The organism is Cupriavidus sp. GW822-FHT03E04 (genome assembly GCF_058801495.1).
Genome location: NZ_JBXANI010000026.1, coordinates 1 through 17,141, shown reverse-complemented (window position 1 = coordinate 17,141; position 17,141 = coordinate 1). Strand labels below are relative to the sequence as shown.

17 protein-coding genes and 1 riboswitch are annotated in these 17,141 nt (G+C 66.5%); of the genes, 14 read left to right on the top strand and 3 right to left on the bottom strand.

Going from position 1 to position 17,141, the window contains the following annotated elements:
- Positions 1 to 38 precede the first annotated feature (38 nt).
- From AC1RQC_RS31185 to AC1RQC_RS31175, 3 genes are read left to right on the top strand one after another with little or no spacing between them, the layout of a single operon-like run.
- Positions 39 to 542: a GNAT family N-acetyltransferase gene (locus AC1RQC_RS31185; RefSeq protein WP_492373936.1), complete on the top strand. Its 504-nt coding sequence runs from the start codon at positions 39 to 41 to the stop codon at positions 540 to 542.
- A gap of 59 nt (positions 543 to 601) precedes the next feature.
- Positions 602 to 1,378, top strand: coding sequence for an AAA family ATPase (locus AC1RQC_RS31180; protein WP_492812925.1), 777 nt, complete (start codon positions 602 to 604; stop codon positions 1,376 to 1,378).
- On the top strand, positions 1,379 to 1,696 hold the full coding sequence (locus tag AC1RQC_RS31175; RefSeq protein WP_492812927.1) for a hypothetical protein: 318 nt from the start codon (positions 1,379 to 1,381) through the stop codon (positions 1,694 to 1,696).
- A gap of 20 nt (positions 1,697 to 1,716) precedes the next feature.
- Here AC1RQC_RS31175 and AC1RQC_RS31170 read toward each other — a convergent pair whose 3' ends face one another.
- Positions 1,717 to 3,486, bottom strand: coding sequence for a sigma-54 interaction domain-containing protein (locus AC1RQC_RS31170; protein WP_492885595.1), 1,770 nt, complete (start codon positions 3,484 to 3,486; stop codon positions 1,717 to 1,719).
- Positions 3,487 to 3,648: 162 nt separating this feature from the next.
- Here AC1RQC_RS31170 and AC1RQC_RS31165 point away from each other — a divergent pair, with 162 nt between their 5' ends.
- Genes AC1RQC_RS31165 through AC1RQC_RS31140 form a run of 6 tightly spaced genes read left to right on the top strand, consistent with a single transcriptional unit; the run spans position 3,649 to position 10,505 of the window.
- Positions 3,649 to 5,196 carry an acyl-CoA carboxylase subunit beta gene (locus AC1RQC_RS31165; RefSeq protein ID WP_492885593.1) on the top strand — a complete coding sequence of 516 codons (1,548 nt, stop codon included), beginning with the start codon at positions 3,649 to 3,651 and terminating at the stop codon, positions 5,194 to 5,196.
- 51 nt (positions 5,197 to 5,247) lie between these two features.
- Entirely contained in the window at positions 5,248 to 6,258 is a 1,011-nt protein-coding gene (locus AC1RQC_RS31160; protein ID WP_492830337.1) for a tripartite tricarboxylate transporter substrate binding protein, read from the top strand.
- Between the two features lies 1 nt (position 6,259).
- The gene (locus tag AC1RQC_RS31155; RefSeq protein ID WP_492830339.1) at positions 6,260 to 8,371 is read left to right on the top strand and encodes an acetate--CoA ligase family protein; all 2,112 of its coding nucleotides are present in this window, start codon (positions 6,260 to 6,262) and stop codon (positions 8,369 to 8,371) included.
- A complete protein-coding gene (locus AC1RQC_RS31150) occupies positions 8,368 to 9,816 on the top strand; it encodes an acetyl-CoA carboxylase biotin carboxylase subunit (protein WP_492830341.1) in 1,449 nt (482 codons plus the stop codon). Before AC1RQC_RS31155 ends, AC1RQC_RS31150 begins: the two co-directional genes overlap by 4 nt.
- The gene (locus tag AC1RQC_RS31145) at positions 9,816 to 10,028 is read left to right on the top strand and encodes an acyl-CoA carboxylase biotin carboxyl carrier protein subunit (RefSeq protein WP_492373943.1); all 213 of its coding nucleotides are present in this window, start codon (positions 9,816 to 9,818) and stop codon (positions 10,026 to 10,028) included. The genes AC1RQC_RS31150 and AC1RQC_RS31145 overlap by 1 nt, the downstream gene beginning before the upstream one ends.
- Positions 10,029 to 10,058: 30 nt before the next feature.
- The gene (locus tag AC1RQC_RS31140; protein ID WP_150989937.1) at positions 10,059 to 10,505 is read left to right on the top strand and encodes a PaaI family thioesterase; all 447 of its coding nucleotides are present in this window, start codon (positions 10,059 to 10,061) and stop codon (positions 10,503 to 10,505) included.
- Between the two features lie 4 nt (positions 10,506 to 10,509).
- On the opposite strand, the gene AC1RQC_RS31135 is transcribed toward AC1RQC_RS31140, so the two are convergent.
- Both AC1RQC_RS31135 and thiD read right to left on the bottom strand, forming a co-directional pair.
- Entirely contained in the window at positions 10,510 to 10,950 is a 441-nt protein-coding gene (locus AC1RQC_RS31135; protein ID WP_492885591.1) for a PGDYG domain-containing protein, read from the bottom strand.
- A 264-nt stretch (positions 10,951 to 11,214) separates the two neighbouring features.
- The gene (thiD, locus tag AC1RQC_RS31130) at positions 11,215 to 12,045 is read right to left on the bottom strand and encodes a bifunctional hydroxymethylpyrimidine kinase/phosphomethylpyrimidine kinase (RefSeq protein ID WP_492885589.1); all 831 of its coding nucleotides are present in this window, start codon (positions 12,043 to 12,045) and stop codon (positions 11,215 to 11,217) included.
- A gap of 74 nt (positions 12,046 to 12,119) precedes the next feature.
- Positions 12,120 to 12,200: riboswitch (S-adenosyl-L-homocysteine riboswitch) on the top strand.
- Positions 12,201 to 12,331: 131 nt separating this feature from the next.
- Between thiD and ahcY the strand changes: the two genes are divergently transcribed.
- The 5 genes from ahcY to AC1RQC_RS31105 all read left to right on the top strand — a co-directional run bounded on the left by ahcY (position 12,332) and on the right by AC1RQC_RS31105 (position 16,328).
- A complete protein-coding gene (gene ahcY, locus AC1RQC_RS31125) occupies positions 12,332 to 13,765 on the top strand; it encodes an adenosylhomocysteinase (protein ID WP_043343154.1) in 1,434 nt (477 codons plus the stop codon).
- Positions 13,766 to 13,894: 129 nt separating this feature from the next.
- Positions 13,895 to 14,248: a phage holin family protein gene (locus tag AC1RQC_RS31120; RefSeq protein ID WP_150989950.1), complete on the top strand. Its 354-nt coding sequence runs from the start codon at positions 13,895 to 13,897 to the stop codon at positions 14,246 to 14,248.
- A 62-nt stretch (positions 14,249 to 14,310) separates the two neighbouring features.
- Positions 14,311 to 15,141 (top strand): methylenetetrahydrofolate reductase [NAD(P)H], encoded by an 831-nt coding sequence (metF, locus tag AC1RQC_RS31115; protein ID WP_183032212.1) that lies wholly within the window; start codon positions 14,311 to 14,313, stop codon positions 15,139 to 15,141.
- A 22-nt stretch (positions 15,142 to 15,163) separates the two neighbouring features.
- Positions 15,164 to 15,526: a TfoX/Sxy family protein gene (locus AC1RQC_RS31110; RefSeq protein WP_492830346.1), complete on the top strand. Its 363-nt coding sequence runs from the start codon at positions 15,164 to 15,166 to the stop codon at positions 15,524 to 15,526.
- Positions 15,527 to 15,557: 31 nt separating this feature from the next.
- On the top strand, positions 15,558 to 16,328 hold the full coding sequence (locus AC1RQC_RS31105; protein WP_492885587.1) for a Mut7-C RNAse domain-containing protein: 771 nt from the start codon (positions 15,558 to 15,560) through the stop codon (positions 16,326 to 16,328).
- Positions 16,329 to 17,141: the final 813 nt, after the last annotated feature.

Sequence of the window (17,141 nt, the reverse complement as noted above, 5' to 3'; positions counted from 1 at the left end):
GGGGGGAGCCCGAACTTGCCACATACCGCCGCGCCCCGATGCCAGTCATTCGCTTAGCAACTCCCGAAGACGTACCCGGCCTGCCTGCCATCGAACGCGCGGCGGCTGAACTATTCCCCGAATCCGACCTGCCTCCCGCGCTGCGCCAGCAAGTCACGCCGCTCGAAGACCTGCAACGCGCGCAGCGTGAGCGCCGCCTGTGGGTCGCTATCGCCCCCGACGGCACGCCAGCCGGCTTCGCGCTCGCCAGCGTGCTTGGCCAGCATGCCTGCCTTGATGAGATGGACGTCCACCCCGCCCACGCCCGCCGTGGCATTGGCCGCGCACTTGTGCGCGCCGTAGCCGATGGTTTGCGCCGGCAAGGCCTGCAGTCGCTCCATCTCACCACCTTCAGCCACCTGCCGTGGAACGCGCCGTTCTACGCAAGCCTCGGCTTTCGCCATCTCGATGAAGCCGATCTCAGCCCGGCGCTCTGCGCCGCACTGGCGCGCGAGGCGGCGCTCGGCTTGCGCCAACGCATCGCCATGCGCCTGGCGTTGTGAGCCACGCCGGCGCCGAACGGCGTTACGATAGTGCCGTGCCATCCACTCCGGCGAACCCCATGATCTCGTCCCAGTTCATCAGCCGCGTCACCCTGCGGCGCGACATCGTCGACAGCTTCGAGCGCTACCCCTTCAGCCTGCCCGCGGTGCGCACGCTGGAAGCGATGGAGATGCACCCCAAGGTGACCTTCCTGGTTGGCGAGAACGGATCGGGCAAGTCCACGCTGATGGAAGCCATTGCCGTGGCCATGGGTTACAACGCCGAGGGCGGCTCGCGCAATTTCAGCTTCGGCACGCGTCGGTCGCATTCGGTGCTGCACGAATACCTGCGCGTTGCGCGCGGCTTCAAGCGCCCGCGCGATGGCTTCTTCCTGCGCGCGGAGAGCTTCTTCAACGTGGCCACGGAAATCGAGCGCCTGGACCAGGAGCCGGCCTTCAGCCCGCCCGTCATCAACGCCTACGGCGGGCGTTCGTTGCACGAGCAATCGCATGGCGAATCGTTTCTCGCGCTGATGATGCATCGCTTTGGCGGCAATGGGCTCTACCTGCTCGACGAGCCCGAGGCGGCGCTGTCGCCGCAGCGGCAACTGGCGGTGCTGTCGCGCATCCATGATCTGGCCGAAGACGGCTCGCAGTTCATCATCGCTACGCACTCGCCGATCCTGATGGCCTATCCCAACGCGTGGATCTACACCTGCTCGCCGGACGGCATGGCGCAGATCGACTATCAGGACACCGAACACTTTCGCGTGACGCGCGATTTCCTGGCCAATCCCGAGCGCATGCTGCGCGTGCTGTTTGGCGACGAGCCGGGCGGCGAGAGAGGGCCGATCTAAATGCTCCGCTATCCCACGCTGATCGTTTCCCTGTTGATGCTGCTTCTTACATTCAGTGCCGGGGATGGGCACTGGATCGCCGGTGCTGGCATGCTTGACCGAGCGTTACAGGGCGGCGCCTTTGTCTGGATTTTCCTGTTTTGCTTCCTGGCCTACATTCCGCTCCTGGTGCTGGTAGCCAGCTACACGCTGCGGGATCTGCTGGCGCTCTACCTGTATAAGAACCGGCGCGCTGTCGTCAGCCTGTTCTTGTTTTCCGTGATGCCAACCATTGCGCTTTACCGCTTCAATGCCTGGTTTGTCCGGGAGATCCTGTAGGCGCTGGAAAACGCCTGCGCTCAGCCGCGCGCGCCACGCGCCAGGATCTTGTACAGATGCGAGCGTGAAATGCGCAGTTGCTCCGCCGCGCGCTTCTTGTTGCCACCGTGCCGCGCGATGGCCTGCAGCACGGCCTCGTACGCGACTTCCCGCAGGTCCGCCGGCGATGCGGCGCGCGCGTTGATCTCAGCCTCATTCGCCGCCTCATTCGCCGCCTCGTCCAGTGCCTCGCCATACGGCAACGGCGGCTCGCTCAGACCGTACGCCACCGCGCTTTCCTCGCCCCGGGCGAAATCCGCCGCGCGCAGCACGCGTGCGTCGCAGAACACCAGCGCTTCTTCGATCTTCTGCCTGAGCTGGCGCACATTGCCCGGCCATCGCCGCTCGGCCAGATAGCGCGGCACCTCGGAGGCCACTTCCGGCACCGGCACCTGGTTGCGCGCGCAGAAGCCGCGCACGAAATGGGTCAACAGGGCAGGGATGTCCTCGCGCCGCTGGCCCAGCGCGGGAATGCGCAGCACCACGCCGCTCAGGCGGTAGTACAGATCCAGGCGGAAGCGTCCGCCATCGATCAGCGCCTGGATGTCGCGGTTGGTTGCCGCTACCAGCCGGAAGTCCACGCGCTGCGCCTGCCGGCTGCCCAGCCGTTCCACCATATGGTCCTCCAGCACGCGCAGCAGCTTGACCTGCATCTCCATCGGGATATCGGCAACCTCGTCGAGGAACAGCGTGCCGCCGGCGGCCTGCTCCAGCTTGCCAGCCTGCCCAAGGCGATGGCTGCCCGTGAAGGCGCCCGCCGCATGCCCGAACAGCTCGGCCTCGATCAGCGTGGCGGGCAACGCGGCCAGGTTCAGGCTGACCAGCGGCTTGCCCTGGGCCGCGCGGCTGGCGCCGTGGATGGCGCGTGCCACCAGTTCCTTGCCGGTGCCGCTTTCGCCGAGGATCAGCACCGGCACGTCCAGCCGCGCTACCGTGTCGATCTCTCGGCGCAGCCGCTGCATGGGTGCGCTATCGCCAATCAGCAGGCCGGGGCCGGCGCCGGCCTGCTGCTCGCGCAACGCGTCGAGCTCGCGTTGTGTTTGCGCCAGTTGCGAGCGCAATTGCGTCATCTCGCGGTGCATGCGGCCGATGGCTTCAGGCTCCTTGAAGAGGATCTGGCCGATGGCGCCAACCACTTCGCCCGCGGCGCTGATCGGGATGCGGTTCACCACGCGTGTCACCCCGTTCATCTCCTGCAGCTGCCCGATCTCGGCTTTGCCGCTGGCGGCCACCTGCGCTAGGCGCGAGTTGGGGATGACGTCCACCGCGGGCCGGCCCGTGCCTTCACCGGTGCGCAGGCCGAGGAATTTTTCGTGCACTGGGCTGATGAAGCGCACGTTGCCCGCACGGTCCGCCACGGTGATGGCCTGGTAGGGGTTGGTAATGAAGTGATCGAGGATCGCGCCGGCAAAGGGTACCGCGCCGAGGAAGTCGAAGAGGGCTGCGTCACGCTCGGCCGGGCGCAGCAGGATGACCTGCCGCTCGCGGTCGCTCAGACGCATGGCGATGAAGCGGTGCGCGGGCTTGCTGTCGGGGCCAGGCAGGCTGCATTCGAACAGGCGGCCGGCATCCTGGGGGGAGTCGCCATCGCCAGCGAGCCCTGCGCTGGCGGCTAGCGCGGCGGTTGCCAGCGTGGCGTTGGCGGCGAGTCCCAGGCTGGCTAGTACGTCTCCCGCGTGGCTGGCGACCAGTACGCCGAGGCTGTCTTCAGTGCCGGGGAAAGTGTCTTCGGGTGTCGCTGATGACGACATGTTGTGTCTCCGTCGTGGGCACTTTTGTGTCCTTATTGCGGACACAATATCAGCGAGCCATAAAAAGAACAATGAAATCAAGGGCCGGTGCGCCTGGCACGTTTGCTGCGTTTATGCGTCTAGATAGCCCACGACCATAACAACAGCACTAAGGAGACCGCCGTGTCCTGGCAGCCCGAAATCGATGAACTGGCCTACCGCAAGCAACTCGCCGCGCAGCTCGGCGGCCCCGACAAGGTCAAGCGGCACAAGGACGCCGGCAAGCTGACCGTGCGCGAGCGCATCGACGCGATCGCCGATGCCGGATCGTTCCGCGAGGTGGGCGCGCTCACCGGCAGCGGCCAGTACGACAGCAATGGCCGCCTGGTGGGCCTGACGCCCGCCAACCTGGTGATGGGGCGCGCCAAGGTGGATGGCCGCCCGGTGGTGCTGGTGGGCGATGACTTCACCGTGCGCGGCGGCGCCAACGACGGTGCCGTTGGCGAGAAGCTGATCCACGCAGAGAAGATGGCGCGCGACCTGCGCTTGCCCATGGTGCGGCTGGTAGACGGCACCGGCGGTGGCGGCTCCGTGCGCAATATCGAGAACAAGGGCTACACCAACATCCCCACCATGAAGGTGTGGCAGCACGTGGTGGAGAACATGTCGCTGGTGCCGGTGGTGTCGCTGGCGCTGGGCTCGGTGGCCGGCATGGGCGCGGCGCGCGTGGCCGCGAGCCACTACTCGGTGATGGTCAAGGGCACCGCGCAATTGTTCAACGCCGGCCCGCCGGTGGTGGCGCGCATTGGCCAGGTACTGGAAAAGAACGAGCTCGGCGGCAGCCAGATCCATACGCGCAATGGCGTGGTCGATGACGAAGTGGCGAGCGAGGAAGAAGCCTTTGCGCGCGCGCGCCGCTTCCTGTCCTACCTGCCGGGCTCGGTGCATGAACTGCCGCCGCGCGTTGAGCCAACCGACGATCCCGCCCGCCGCGATGAGTGGCTGCTCAGCGCGATCCCGCGCGACAGCCGCTCCGTCTACAAGGTGCGCCCCATTGTCGAGACGCTGGTGGACCAGGGCTCCTTTTTCGAGATGGGCCGGCACTGGGGCCGCGCCATCGTGACCGGGCTGGCCCGCGTGGATGGCTGGCCGGTGGCGGTGGTGGCGAGCGATCCGTATCACTACGGCGGTGGCTGGGACGGCCCCACCGCGGAGAAATTCATCCGCTTCGTGGACCTGGCCGAAGCCTTCCACCTGCCGGTGATCAATATGGTCGATATCGCCGGCTTCCAGATCGGCCTGGAAGCCGAGAAGGCCGGCACCATGCGCTACGGCGTGCGCGCGCTGGCCGCGGTGTACCAGGCCACCACGCCGTGGTGCTCCGTGATCCTGCGCCGCGCCTATGGCGTGGCGGCGGCGGGGCACCAGCATATGGGCCGCTTCAACTTCCGCTATGCATGGCCGTCCGGCAACTGGGGCTCGCTGCCGATCGAGGGCGGGCTGGAGGTTGCCTACAAGGCCGAGATCGAAGGCGCCGACGACCCCGTGCAAAAGCGCGCCGAGATCGAGCAGCGTGTGCGCAGCCTGACGTCGCCGTTCCGCAGCGCCGAAGCCTTCGTGGTGGAAGACATCATCGACCCGCGCGATACGCGCTCGCTGCTGTGCGAGTTCGCCAACCTGGCGGCGCCGCTGCGCGAGCCGGGCGTGCGCAAGTTCGGCATCCGGCCCTGAGACGAGAGACCGTCCGGCAAATCAGACACAAACAAAATAATGGAGACCGCCTTGCCCAATCACCGACCTATCCTTGCGCACCGCCCCACCCTCAATGCCATCGTTACCGCCACGCTGGCCGTTGGCGCCGCACTGCCGGGCGCCACCGGCGCGCAGGCGCAGGAGCACTGGCCGCAGAAGCCCGTCACCATCGTCGTGCCGTTTCCCGCCGGCGGCATGACCGACCTGCTGGCGCGCCGCATCGCGCGCGACATGCAGGCCGAGTTCAAGCAGCCGTTCGTGGTGGATAACCGCGCCGGCGCCAGCGGCCAGATCGGCACCGAGATCGTCGCGCGCGCCAACCCGGACGGCTACACGCTGCTGGTCAGCGCCACGCACCAGGTGATCAATCCCGCGGTGCGGCCCAAGCTGCCGTACAACGCCAGCAAGGACTTCACCCCGATCGCGCTGTTGGCGACCACGCCCAACGTGCTGGTGGTGAACAACAATGTGCCGGTGTCGAACCTGCAGGAATTCCTTGCGTACGCGAGGAAGCAAAAGGAAGGCTTGTCGTTCGGCTCATCCAGCATTGGCGGCGCCACGCATATGTCGGGGGAGTTGCTGCGGCTGATGACCAACACGCCGCTGACGCATATTCCCTACAAGGGCGCGGCGCCGGCGCTGTCGGACCTGCTCGGCGGCCAGATCCCCGCGCTGTTCCATGACGTGATGACGATGGCGCCCTATGTGAAGGACGGCAAGGTCAAGGCCATCGGCGTGACCTCGGCCAAGCGCAGCGAGGCCTTGCCCAATGTGCCCACCATTGCCGAGCAGGGCGTGCCCGGCTACGAGGCCACCACGTGGATTGGCTTCTATGGCCCGGCCAACCTGCCCAAGCCGCTGGTGGAGCGCCTGAACCGCGACGCCGTGAAGAGCATGAACACGGCGGAATCCAAGGCTAACCTGGCGCAGAGCGGCACCACGCCCGGCACGCTGAGTGCCGAGCAGTTCGGCGCGTTTATGCAGGCGGAACTAGTCAAGTGGAAGCGCGTGGCCACCGAAGCCAAGGTGAAGGTGGATTGAGATGAGCGACAACATGCTTGAACTGCTGGCCCCGCGTTCGGTTGCCATCCTTGGCGCCTCCGATAATCCGATCAAGGCCGGCGGCCGGCCGATCGATTACATGCGCCGCTACGGCTTTGCCGGGCGTGTGTATCCGGTCAACCCCAAACGCGCGCAGATCCAGGGCCTGCAGGCCTATCCCGAACTGGCCGCGCTGCCCGATGCGCCCGATGTCGTGGTGATCAGTGTCGCGGGGCAGGAGGTCGAACAGGCCATCGACCAGTGCCTGGCGGTCAATGCGCGCGCAGCGGTGATTTATTCCTCGGGCTTTGCGGAGCTTGGCGAAGCCGGCGCGGCGCAGCAGCGCAGGCTGGTCGAGCGCGCGCGCGCGGGCGGTTTGCGCTTGTTCGGCCCCAATACGCAGGGTGTGGCCAATTTCCGCGATGGGGCCATCCTGCATTTTTCGACCATGATCAACGAGGAGGCCGGCCAGGACGGGCCGGTCGCCATCGTCAGCCAGAGCGGCGCGGGCTCTTCCATCGTCTACGGTGGCCTGCGCCGCAAGGGCATCGGCGTGCGCTATATGGTGGCGACCGGCAACGAGGCGGACATCACTGCCGCAGAGGTGCTGCGCGCGGTCGCGGCCGATCCGGACATCCGGGTGCTGCTGCTCTATATCGAATCGCTGAAAGACCCGGCTGTGCTGGCGCAGGCCGCGCGTGTCGCGCATCAGCGCGACATTCCCATCCTGGCGGTCAAAGCTGGCCGCACGCAGGCCGGGCAACTCACCGCCAGCTCGCACACCGGCGCGCTGGCCGGTGAGGATGCACTAGCCGACGCCTTCCTGCGCCAGCACGGCATCCAGCGCGTGGCGGATTTCCGCGAGCTGGTCGAGTACAGCCAGGTGTTTATCGGCGGGCAGCGTCCGCGTGGACGCAAGGTAGTGGCGATCAGCAATTCCGGCGCCACATGCGTACTGGCGGCCGATGCCGCCGAGGATCAGGGCCTCGCGCTGTGCCAGTTCGAAGGCGAGGGGGAAGCCGCGCTCAAGGCAGTGCTTCCAGCGTTTGTGTCGGCGCGCAATCCGATCGACATGACCACTGCGCTGCTGGGCCAGCCGCACATCTACGGGCAGACGCTGGAAGTGGTGGCCGCGCAGCGCCAGGCCGACATGATCTACGTGGGCTTTCCTATCGGCGGCGAGGGCTACGACTTTGCCGATTTCTCCGCGCAGACCGGCCGCTTTGCCTCGGCCAGCGGCGTGCCGGTGGCGGTCAGCGCCAACCAGGAATGGGTGGCGCAGGCGTTCCGCGCGCAAGGCGTGCCGGTGTTCGACAGCGAGCGTGCCGCCATGCGCGCGCTGGGCATGCTCGCGCGGCACGCGGCGATGAATGCCGCCGCGTTGGCCGAGCCCGCCGCGCTGCCGCCGGTGTTCGCCAAGGACAATGCGGCTCCCAACGTATCGCTCGACGAAGTGGCAAGCCTGGCGGCGCTGGCGCAGGCCGGTCTGCCGGTCGTGCGGCACCGCCTGTGCCGCAGCGTGGATGACGTGCGCCGCGCGCTGGGCGAACTGGGCACGCCAGTGGTTGCCAAGGGCGTTTCGTCCGATATCACGCACAAGTCCGAGCTAGGGCTGGTGCGCCTCGGCCTTGCCGACGAGGCGCAGGCACTGGCTGCCTTCCATGACCTGGACCGTATGCTGCGAGGGCTGTCTGCCAGCCAGGGCATCCAGCATGGCGGCGTCTTGCTGGCGCGCCAGCAACGCGGCGCTTTCGAGCTGGCGGTGGGCGCGCACATCGACGACGTCTACGGACCGGTGGTGATGGTGGGGCAGGGCGGCGTGCTGGTCGAAGCGATAGACGACGTGCAGTTTCTCGTCGCGCCCTTCAACGCCGCGCAGGCGCGCGAGGCCATCGGCCGGCTGCGCATTGCGCGCGCCTTCGGCGCGCTGCGCGGCATGGAGGCGGTCGATGTGGACGCGCTGGCGCAAATGCTGGTGCGCGTGGGCGACTGGATGGTGGGCGCGCAAGGACAGGTACGCTCGGTCGACGCCAATCCGGTCATGGTGAGCCGCGCCGGCGTGGCGCCGGTGCTGGTCGACGCGGTAGTGATCCGCGCGGGAGAGACTTCATGATTGCCACGACGAAGGCTTGCGAATCGGTACGTCCGTTGCGTCCGTTGCGTCCGTTGCGTCCCTTGCGTCGCGTGCTGGTCGCGAATCGCGGCGCGGTAGCGGCGCGCATCATCCGCGCGCTGCGCGGGCTGGGCCTGGAATCGGTCGCGGTGTACTCGGATGCCGACGCTGGCTTGCCCTACCTGCGCGAAGCCGATGCCGCGCTGCGCCTGGGCGAAGCGCCGCCGCTGGCCAGCTACCTGGACCAGGACAAGCTGCTGGAAGCCGCGCGCGCCAGTGGCGCCGATGCGGTGCATCCCGGCTATGGCTTCCTGTCGGAAAACGCCGCTTTCGCCGAGCGCGTGGAAGCCGCCGGCCTGTGCTTTATCGGCCCGTCCCCGCACTGGATCCGGCGCCTTGGCCACAAGACCGAAGCGCGCGCTTTCATGGCTGCGCAAGGCATGCCGCTGGCGCCCAGCTCCGAGGTGCTGCCCGACGACATGGACACCGTCGCCGCTGCGGCAGAGCGTATCGGCTATCCGGTGCTGATCAAGCCCGCCGGCGGTGGCGGCGGCATCGGCATGGTGCCGGTGCGTGACGCGGCCGGCTTGGCCGCTGCCTGGCAGCAGGCGCGCTCGGTGGCGCAGCGCAGCTTTGGCCAGGCCGAGCTGTACCTGGAGAAGCTGGTCGAGCAGCCGCGCCATATCGAGTTCCAGGTGCTGGCCGACCGCCACGGCGGCGTGCGCATCCTGTGGGAGCGCGATTGCTCCGTGCAGCGCCGTCATCAGAAAGTCATCGAGGAAGCGCGCGCGCACGGGCTGGACCGTGCCGAGGTGCAAGCCATGGCGGCCAAGCTCTCGGCGCTGCTGTCCGGCATCGGCTACGACGTGATCGGCACGGTGGAAATGCTGCACACGCCGGCCACCGGATTTGTCTTCCTGGAGATGAACACGCGCCTGCAGGTGGAGCACGCCGTCACCGAGCAGATCACCGGCGTGGATATCGTGGCAGCGCAGATCCGGCTGGCGCGCGGCGAGCGCATCGATGATGTGCTGCCGGGCGGCCAGGTCCACGCGCAAGGCCATGCCATCGAGGCGCGCGTGTATGCCGAGGACCCGGTGCGCTTCTTCCCGTCGCCTGGCCCGCTGGAGGTGTTCCGCCCGCCGCAAGGCGAGGGCATCCGCGTGGAAACCGGCTACGCCGAAGGCGCCCGCATCACGCCGTACTACGACCCCATGCTGGCCAAGGTGATTGCCACCGGCGCCGATCGCGGCGAGGCCATCGCCACGCTGCGCGCGGCGCTGGGGGATTTCGCCATTGCCGGCGTCAAGACCAACATCCCTTTCATCCTGCGCGTGCTCGCGCATCCCGATTTCCTGGCCGGGCGCATCGATACCGCGCTCGCCCAGCGTGTGCTGGCCACGCCTGCCGCAGAGAACCCACAACCTACCCAGAGAGCTGCCTGATGAACAAGATCGAAGCCGCGGTAAGCGGCCATGTCTGCGCCATCCACATCGAAGTTGGCGCTACCATTGCGCCCGGCGACGCCGTGATGATGATCGAGTCCATGAAAATGGAGATACCGCTCGAATCCGAATATGCTGGCGTGGTCAAGGCCATCCTGGTGCGGCCCGGCGACGCCGTCGCCGAGGGCCAGGCGGTGGTGGAGCTCGCATAACGCGAAGAACGCGAATAAGGAAGAACTGTTTTGGAAAGTCCCGCTCAGATTGTCCCGGTAGCGCCGGGCACGCCCGAGAAACCCTACTTCGGCATCGACGTGCCGCTGATGCGCCATCTTGGCCTGCAGCCCGTGCGGATGGAAGAGGGCCTGTGCCACACGCGCCTGCCGGTCAGCCCGTTCCTGGTCAACAGCCGGGGCGACGTGCACGGCGGCACCTTGATGGCCACGCTGGATTTCACGCTCAGCGGCGCCGCGCGCTCGCATGCGCCGCTGGAAACCGGTGTGATCACCATCGATATGTCCACGCATTTCCTGGCTGCGGCACGCGGTGAACTGCACCTGGAAGCGCGCTGCATGCGGCGCGGCGCGCGCATCGCGTTTTGCGAGGGCGAAGTGAAGAACGCCGCTGGTGAAGTGGTTTGCGTGGCACGCGCGGCGTTCAAGCTGGTGCCGCTGAGCAGCGGCGGGGACTGACGCCTCAGGCGTTGCCGCTGGCCGGACGGTAGACCTGGACGAAGCGCGCCTGCTGGACGATGCCGTAGTCGTTCGGGGCGTATTGCATCAGCCAGTCGCCAGCTGCGCCATGCAGTACGTCGCCGCCGGCTGAGCGGGCAATGCTGAAATCCTGGTCCATCCGTTTGGCCAGCACCACGCCAGGGATGTTCTGGTAGGCGCCATCCTGGCCGTGGGTGCCGGCTTGCAGCGGTTCGTACTTGGGGTCGAAGCGTTCGCGGGACACGACCCAGCGGTCGCCGGTGGAGCCGGTGATGATGGCGTCGCCGGGCTGGTAGCGGTTGGGGCCTTCGAGGCTGATGAGTTCGCCGGGTTCTTTGGCGAAGGCTACCTGTACCACTTCGTGCTTTTGGTATGGGGCGGCGGTGGGGTCGGTGCGCAGGTCGATCTGGGTGAGGGTGGGCATGGTGTGGCGGATGTCAGGCTGGGGCGCAAATCATACCGCTGGTCCGCTCCCCTCTCCCACTTGTGGGAGAGGGGTCGGGGGAGAGGGCGGGCGCTCGTTCCGCCTGCTTGCTGGACAAATCCGAGGGCTCCGCTTCCAGTGGCTCCTAGCTAAGCCACCCCTCTCCCCGGCCCTCTCCCCCTGAGGGGAGAGGGAGAAACAGCCGTCGTCATGGCGCGCGGCTTTGGCCCGTTCGACGGCTTCGTCCAGGGCCGCTGGCTTGCTTCATCCCAGCACCCGCGGCGCAAAGCCGTGGTTCAGCGGCCCGTTGCCCGTCCCAAGCGCAAAGTCAGCACCCGCCACAATCGCATCGGCCACGAAATCCAGCGCCACTTCCACCGCGTCTTCCAGCTTATCGCCCCTTGCCAACTGGGCAGCTATGGCCGCTGCCAGTGTGCAGCCGGTGCCATGCAGGTTGCGGGTGTCGACCCGCTGATGGCTGAACACGCGCACAGTGCCGTCGGCACTCAGCAGCAGGTCGTCCAGGCCGGCATCGGCCGGATCCAGGTGCCCGCCCTTGAGCAGCACCGCCGGGCAGCCCAGCGCGACCAGGTCGCGTGCCGCCTGCTCCATTTCATCACGCCGGGTGATCTTGCGGCCCAGCAGGTAGGATGCCTCGGGCAGGTTGGGCGTGACCAGCACGGCGCGCGGGAACAGCAGGCGCACCATGGCCTGGGTGGTGGCGTCGTCCGCCAGGGTGGCGCCGGAGGTGGAGATCATGACCGGGTCCACTACCAGCTGGCGAATGCCATGGCGGTCCACCGCGGCGGCTACCGCCTCGACGATGGCCGCGGTGCCCAGCATGCCGGTCTTGGCCGCATCCACGCCGATATCGCTGGCAACCGCATCGATCTGGGCCGCTACCATGTCGGCCGGGATGGCATGCACGCCGGTCACGCCGAGCGTGTTCTGCGCCGTGATGGCAGTGATCGCGCTCATGCCGAAGCAGCCCAGCGCCGCAAAGGTCTTGAGATCGGCCTGGATGCCGGCGCCGCCGCCAGAGTCGGAGCCGGCGATGGTCAGGGTGCGCGGGGGGCGGTGTGTCGTCAGGGTCATGTGCTGGGCCGGCGGTCAAGAAAAATTCATGGCGGTGGCGGTGCCAAGCGTGCCGGGGCAGGCTACAATACCGCCACTCCGAGGAGCGTTGCAACGAATGGGCCTTATTGTGCCATCCGCCAGGCTCGGACTGTCTTCAACGGCGCTCGCTGATCCGTGGCATACACACGGAGGCGAGTCGACCTATCCGCCCGTTATGCAAAGGCCCTGGTTTTCACCATCCTTGCATGGCGCGGCCGTATTCCCCGCACTCGTCCTTCGTCGCCACTCTTCATCGGAGTGAAACATGAACGCAGTGACTGACCTGAAGAACGATTACCTCGTGGCCGACCTGGGCCTCGCCGGCTGGGGCCGCAAGGAAATCGCCATCGCCGAAACCGAAATGCCCGGCCTGATGGCCATCCGCGACGAGTACGCTGCCGCCCAGCCCCTGAAGGGCGCGCGCATCGCCGGCTCGCTGCACATGACCATCCAGACCGCCGTGCTGATCGAGACGCTGGTGGCGCTTGGCGCCGACGTGCGCTGGGCATCGTGCAACATCTTCTCGACCCAGGACCACGCTGCCGCGGCCATCGCCGCTTCGGGCACGCCGGTGTTCGCCTTCAAGGGCGAATCGCTGAAGGAATACTGGGACTTCACCCACCGCATCTTCGACTGGAAGGATGGCGGCACCCCCAACATGATCCTGGACGACGGCGGCGATGCCACGCTGCTGCTGCACCTGGGCGCCCGCGCCGAGAAGGACGCATCGCTGATCGCCAACCCGGGCAGCGAGGAAGAAACCTTCCTGTTCGCCGCGATCAAGGAAAAGCTGGCCAAGGACCCGTCCTGGTACAGCCGTAACCTGGACGCCATCAAGGGCGTGACCGAGGAAACCACCACGGGCGTGCACCGCCTGTACCAGATGGCGCAAAAGGGCGAGCTCAAGTTCCCCGCCATCAACGTCAACGACTCGGTGACCAAGAGCAAGTTCGACAACCTGTATGGTTGCCGTGAATCGCTGGTGGACGGCATCAAGCGCGCCACCGACGTGATGATCGCCGGCAAGGTTGCGCTGGTGGCCGGCTACGGCGACGTGGGCAAGGGCAGCGCGCAGGCACTGCGTGCCCTGTCGGCCCAGGTGTGGGTGACCGAGGTCGACCCGATCTGCGCACTGCAGGCCGCGATGGAAGGCTACCGCGTGGTGACCATGGAATACGCTGCCGACAAGGCCGACATCTTCGTCACCTGCACCGGCAACTACCACGTCATCACCCATGACCACATGGCCAAGATGAAGGACCAGGCCATCGTCTGCAACATCGGCCACTTTGACAACGAGATCGACATCGCCTCGCTGGAAAAGTATGAGTGGGACGAGATCAAGCCGCAGGTTGACCACGTGGTGTTCCCCGCCGTTGGCGATCAACCCAGCAAGAAGATCATCATCCTGGCCAAGGGCCGCCTGGTGAACCTGGGCTGCGGCACGGGCCACCCGTCGTACGTGATGAGCAGCTCGTTCGCCAACCAGACCATCGCCCAGATCGAACTGTGGCAGGAACGCGAAAGCGGCAAGTACCCGGTCGGCGTCTACACGCTGCCCAAGCACCTGGACGAAAAGGTCGCGCGCCTGCAGCTCAAGAAGCTCAACGCGCAACTGTCCGAGCTGACCGAGCAGCAAGCCGCCTATATCGGCGTGAGCAAGCAAGGCCCGTACAAGGCCGATCACTACCGTTATTGATCTGCCGGTGACCGGCGGCTGATCTGCGTTTGATCGACCGCCGGTTCGTCAGCCCGCGGCGCCCGCGCGCAGCGGGCGCCGTGCCCCGAATCTGCCCCGAATCCGTTTTACCCAAGCGAAGGAGTCGTCATGAGATTGTTGGCCGTCTGGATCATCAACGCCGCCGCGCTGTTCCTGGTGGGCAGCCTGATCGATGGGATTCATCTTGGCGGCTTTGGCTCGGCCATGATCGCCGCGCTGGTGCTTGGCCTGGTGAATACCTTGATCCGCCCGATCCTGGTGATCCTGACCTTGCCGGTGACGCTGCTCACGCTTGGCCTGTTCATCTTCGTGATCAACGCGCTGCTGTTCCTGTTCGTGGGCAAGCTGCTGGCCGGTTTCGTGGTCACCGGCTTTGGCGCGGCCCTGCTTGGCTCGATCCTCTACAGCGTGATCTCCTGGGCCCTGTCGAGCGTGCTGCTCGGCGAACGCCGCAGCGCCTGACGCCGTCCGGCGTCCCATGCCAATTTTTCAGCGCGCCGCGCCATAGGCGGCGCGCCACCATCATGCAAGACCGCTACTTCAGCTTTGAATTCTTCCCGCCCAAGACGGCGGAGGGCGCCGAGAAGCTGCGCAACACGCGTGCGCAGCTCGCTCCGCTGCAGCCCAAGTTCATCTCGGTGACCTTCGGCGCCGGCGGCACCACCCAGCAGGGCACGCTGGACGCCGTGCTGGAGATCCAGCGCGAAGGCATCGAGGCCGCGCCGCACTTGTCGTGCGTGGGGTCCTCGCGCGAGAGCATCCGCAATATCCTCAAGACCTACCGTGAAGGCGGCATCCGCCATATCGTCGCGCTGCGCGGCGACATGCCATCGGGCATGGGCGAGATCGGCGAGTTCCGCTATGCCAACGAGCTGGTGGAGTTCATCCGCGCCGAGACCGGCGACTGGTTCAACATTGAGGTGGCGGCTTATCCCGAGTACCACCCGCAGGCCAAGTCGCCCCGCCACGATCTCGAGAACTTCGTGCGCAAGGTCAAGGCCGGCGCCGACTCGGCCATCACCCAGTACTTCTTCAACGCCGATGCGTACTTCCGTTTCGTCGAGGACGTGCGCGCCATGGGTGTGGACGTACCGATCGTGCCGGGCATCATGCCGATCACCAATTCCTCGCAGCTGATGCGCTTCTCCGAGATGTGCGGTGCCGAAGTGCCGCGCTGGGTGGCCAAGCGGCTGGAAGGCTTCGGCGATGACCGCGAATCGATCCGCGCCTTTGGCCTGGATGTGGTCACCGCGCTGTGCGAGCGCCTGCTTGCCGCCGGCGTGCCGGGGCTGCATTTCTACACGCTCAACACGGCCAGCGCGACCAAAGCCATCTGGCAGCGCCTGAAGCTCTGAGGCATCCGCCCGCGCCCGCGCCATGCCAGCCCGCCGCCCCGATCCCTTCATCGACCATCTGCTCGAACTGCTGGGGCCGCTAGCGGCGCGCATCGGCCCGATCACCACGCGCCGCATGTTTGGCGGCCACGCCCTGTACTACGACGGCCTGGTGTTCGCGCTGGTGCTGGGCGGGCGCTGCTACCTGAAAGTGGACGACCAGACGCGCGGGGGCTTCGAGGCCGAGGGCGGCGAGCCGTTCCGCTACAGCCGCAACGGCCGCGAGATCTCCATGCAGCACTACCTGAGTGCTCCACCGGCCTGCCTGGAGTCGGCCGAGTCCATGACAGCCTGGGCGCGGCTTTCCGTGGAGTCCACGCTGCGGCTGGCCAATCAGGCGGGCTGAGGCGCTGCCGGGCGGTGGCATACTTTGGCCCATGGCCACCGACCCTGCCACCGTCACCGCCACGTTTCGTTTCTACGAGGAACTGAACGATTTCCTGCCGCGCGCGCAGCGCGGCCGGGATTGCGTGTGCGCCTGCGCGCGCGCCGCCACCGTCAAGCACATGATCGAAGCGCTGGGCGTGCCGCACACCGAAGTGGAGCTGATCCTGGTGAACGGCGAGTCACGTGGCTTCGAGCGCCTGCTGCAGGATGGCGACCGCGTCTCGGTCTATCCCCAGTTCGAAGCCTTCGACGTCACACCGTTGCTGCGCGTGCGCGCCGAGCCGCTGCGCGCGACCCGCTTTGTTGCCGACGCCCACCTGGGCGGGTTGGCGCACCTGCTGCGCCTGACCGGCTTCGACACGCTTTACGACAACCATTACGCCGATAGTGAGATCGAGGCCATCGCCATGCGCGAGGGCCGCATCGTGCTCACGCGGGACCGCGAGCTGCTCAAGCGGCGCGGGGTCACCCATGGCTGCTACGTGCGCGCCATCAAGGCCACACCGCAACTACGGGAGATTTTCGCGCGGCTCGACCTGGCCCGTAGCGCGCGGCCGTTCTCGCTGTGCCTGGACTGCAATGTGCCGCTACGGGCGATCGACAAAACCGAGGTCGACGGCCGCGTGCCGCCGGGCGTGCTTGCGCGCCAGGAGCGGTTCGTGACTTGCGATTGCTGCCAGCGAGTGTTTTGGGAGGGGTCGCATTGGCGGCATATGCGGGATTTGGTGGATGAGTTGGTGCCTGTGGGGCGTTGTTTGTAGTTGGTGGCTTGTTTTTTGGGGTGTGGTCGCTGTTTTTTTTAGCGGCGTTGGTTTTTGGACCCAAGGGCCATACGACATCCCCCTGCGGGGGCTGCCGGTCACTTTTCTTTGACCGGCAAAGAAAACTAACGAAAAGAAAGCCGCCCTGCCGGGGGCAGAGCAATAAGGCTTATGTGGGGCAGTGGTTGCGTCGTACGGCCCGGAGTGTTGGCTAGCGTGCCTTACCGGCTCAAAGGGCATCGAACTTGCATGACCCAATGGTCACGTGGTGCAGCCCCTGACCTCGTGTGCGGTGACCACTCCCACATCTGCCGCTCGCGGCGCGAAGTGCTGCGCCGTTTCGGGTGTGGCTGGTTTCGTGGTTTTGTCTCGGAGGACGAGCGCCGTGGGTGTGAGCGCGGCCCTAGCGAACGGGCGAACGGGCCACGGTGCCCACCACGAAACCCTGGACGCTAAGAGCAAGACGCGGATAGAGCCGGTACGGCAGGGCATCAAATGGCCGAGCGCCCGCCGCCAGAGACAAAACCACGAAACCACCAGGGCAGGCAGGATCGTGGCGCTGCGCACCGCGAACGGCAGATGCCAGAACGCTCACTGAGCAAAGCGATCAGGGGCACCACCACGTGACCATTGGGTCATGTAGTAGCGATGCCCTTCGAGTCGGTAGGATTGGCTAGCCAACACTCCGGGCCGTACGACGCAACCACAGAGGCAAAAACAGCCTTATTGCTCTGCCCCCGGCAGGGCGGCTTTCTTTTCGTTAGTTTTCTTTGAGGGTGGAGACAAAACAAAGAAAGACCTATTCTTCCTAAA

Bases quoted from the DNA above. Each gene is read 5' to 3' on its own strand.
- metF (WP_183032212.1), top strand. From the start codon at position 14,311: ATGCAAGACCGCTACTTCAGCTTTGAATTCTTCCCGCCCAAGACGGCG.
- thiD (WP_492885589.1), bottom strand. From the start codon at position 12,045: ATGACCCTGACGACACACCGCCCCCCGCGCACCCTGACCATCGCCGGC.
- ahcY (WP_043343154.1), top strand. From the start codon at position 12,332: ATGAACGCAGTGACTGACCTGAAGAACGATTACCTCGTGGCCGACCTG.
- AC1RQC_RS31180 (WP_492812925.1), top strand. From the start codon at position 602: ATGATCTCGTCCCAGTTCATCAGCCGCGTCACCCTGCGGCGCGACATC.
- AC1RQC_RS31105 (WP_492885587.1), top strand. From the start codon at position 15,558: ATGGCCACCGACCCTGCCACCGTCACCGCCACGTTTCGTTTCTACGAG.
- AC1RQC_RS31185 (WP_492373936.1), top strand. From the start codon at position 39: ATGCCAGTCATTCGCTTAGCAACTCCCGAAGACGTACCCGGCCTGCCT.
- AC1RQC_RS31175 (WP_492812927.1), top strand. From the start codon at position 1,379: ATGCTCCGCTATCCCACGCTGATCGTTTCCCTGTTGATGCTGCTTCTT.
- AC1RQC_RS31135 (WP_492885591.1), bottom strand. From the start codon at position 10,950: ATGCCCACCCTCACCCAGATCGACCTGCGCACCGACCCCACCGCCGCC.
- AC1RQC_RS31110 (WP_492830346.1), top strand. From the start codon at position 15,164: ATGCCAGCCCGCCGCCCCGATCCCTTCATCGACCATCTGCTCGAACTG.
- AC1RQC_RS31120 (WP_150989950.1), top strand. From the start codon at position 13,895: ATGAGATTGTTGGCCGTCTGGATCATCAACGCCGCCGCGCTGTTCCTG.
- AC1RQC_RS31155 (WP_492830339.1), top strand. From the start codon at position 6,260: ATGAGCGACAACATGCTTGAACTGCTGGCCCCGCGTTCGGTTGCCATC.
- AC1RQC_RS31150 (WP_492830341.1), top strand. From the start codon at position 8,368: ATGATTGCCACGACGAAGGCTTGCGAATCGGTACGTCCGTTGCGTCCG.
- AC1RQC_RS31170 (WP_492885595.1), bottom strand. From the start codon at position 3,486: ATGTCGTCATCAGCGACACCCGAAGACACTTTCCCCGGCACTGAAGAC.
- AC1RQC_RS31145 (WP_492373943.1), top strand. From the start codon at position 9,816: ATGAACAAGATCGAAGCCGCGGTAAGCGGCCATGTCTGCGCCATCCAC.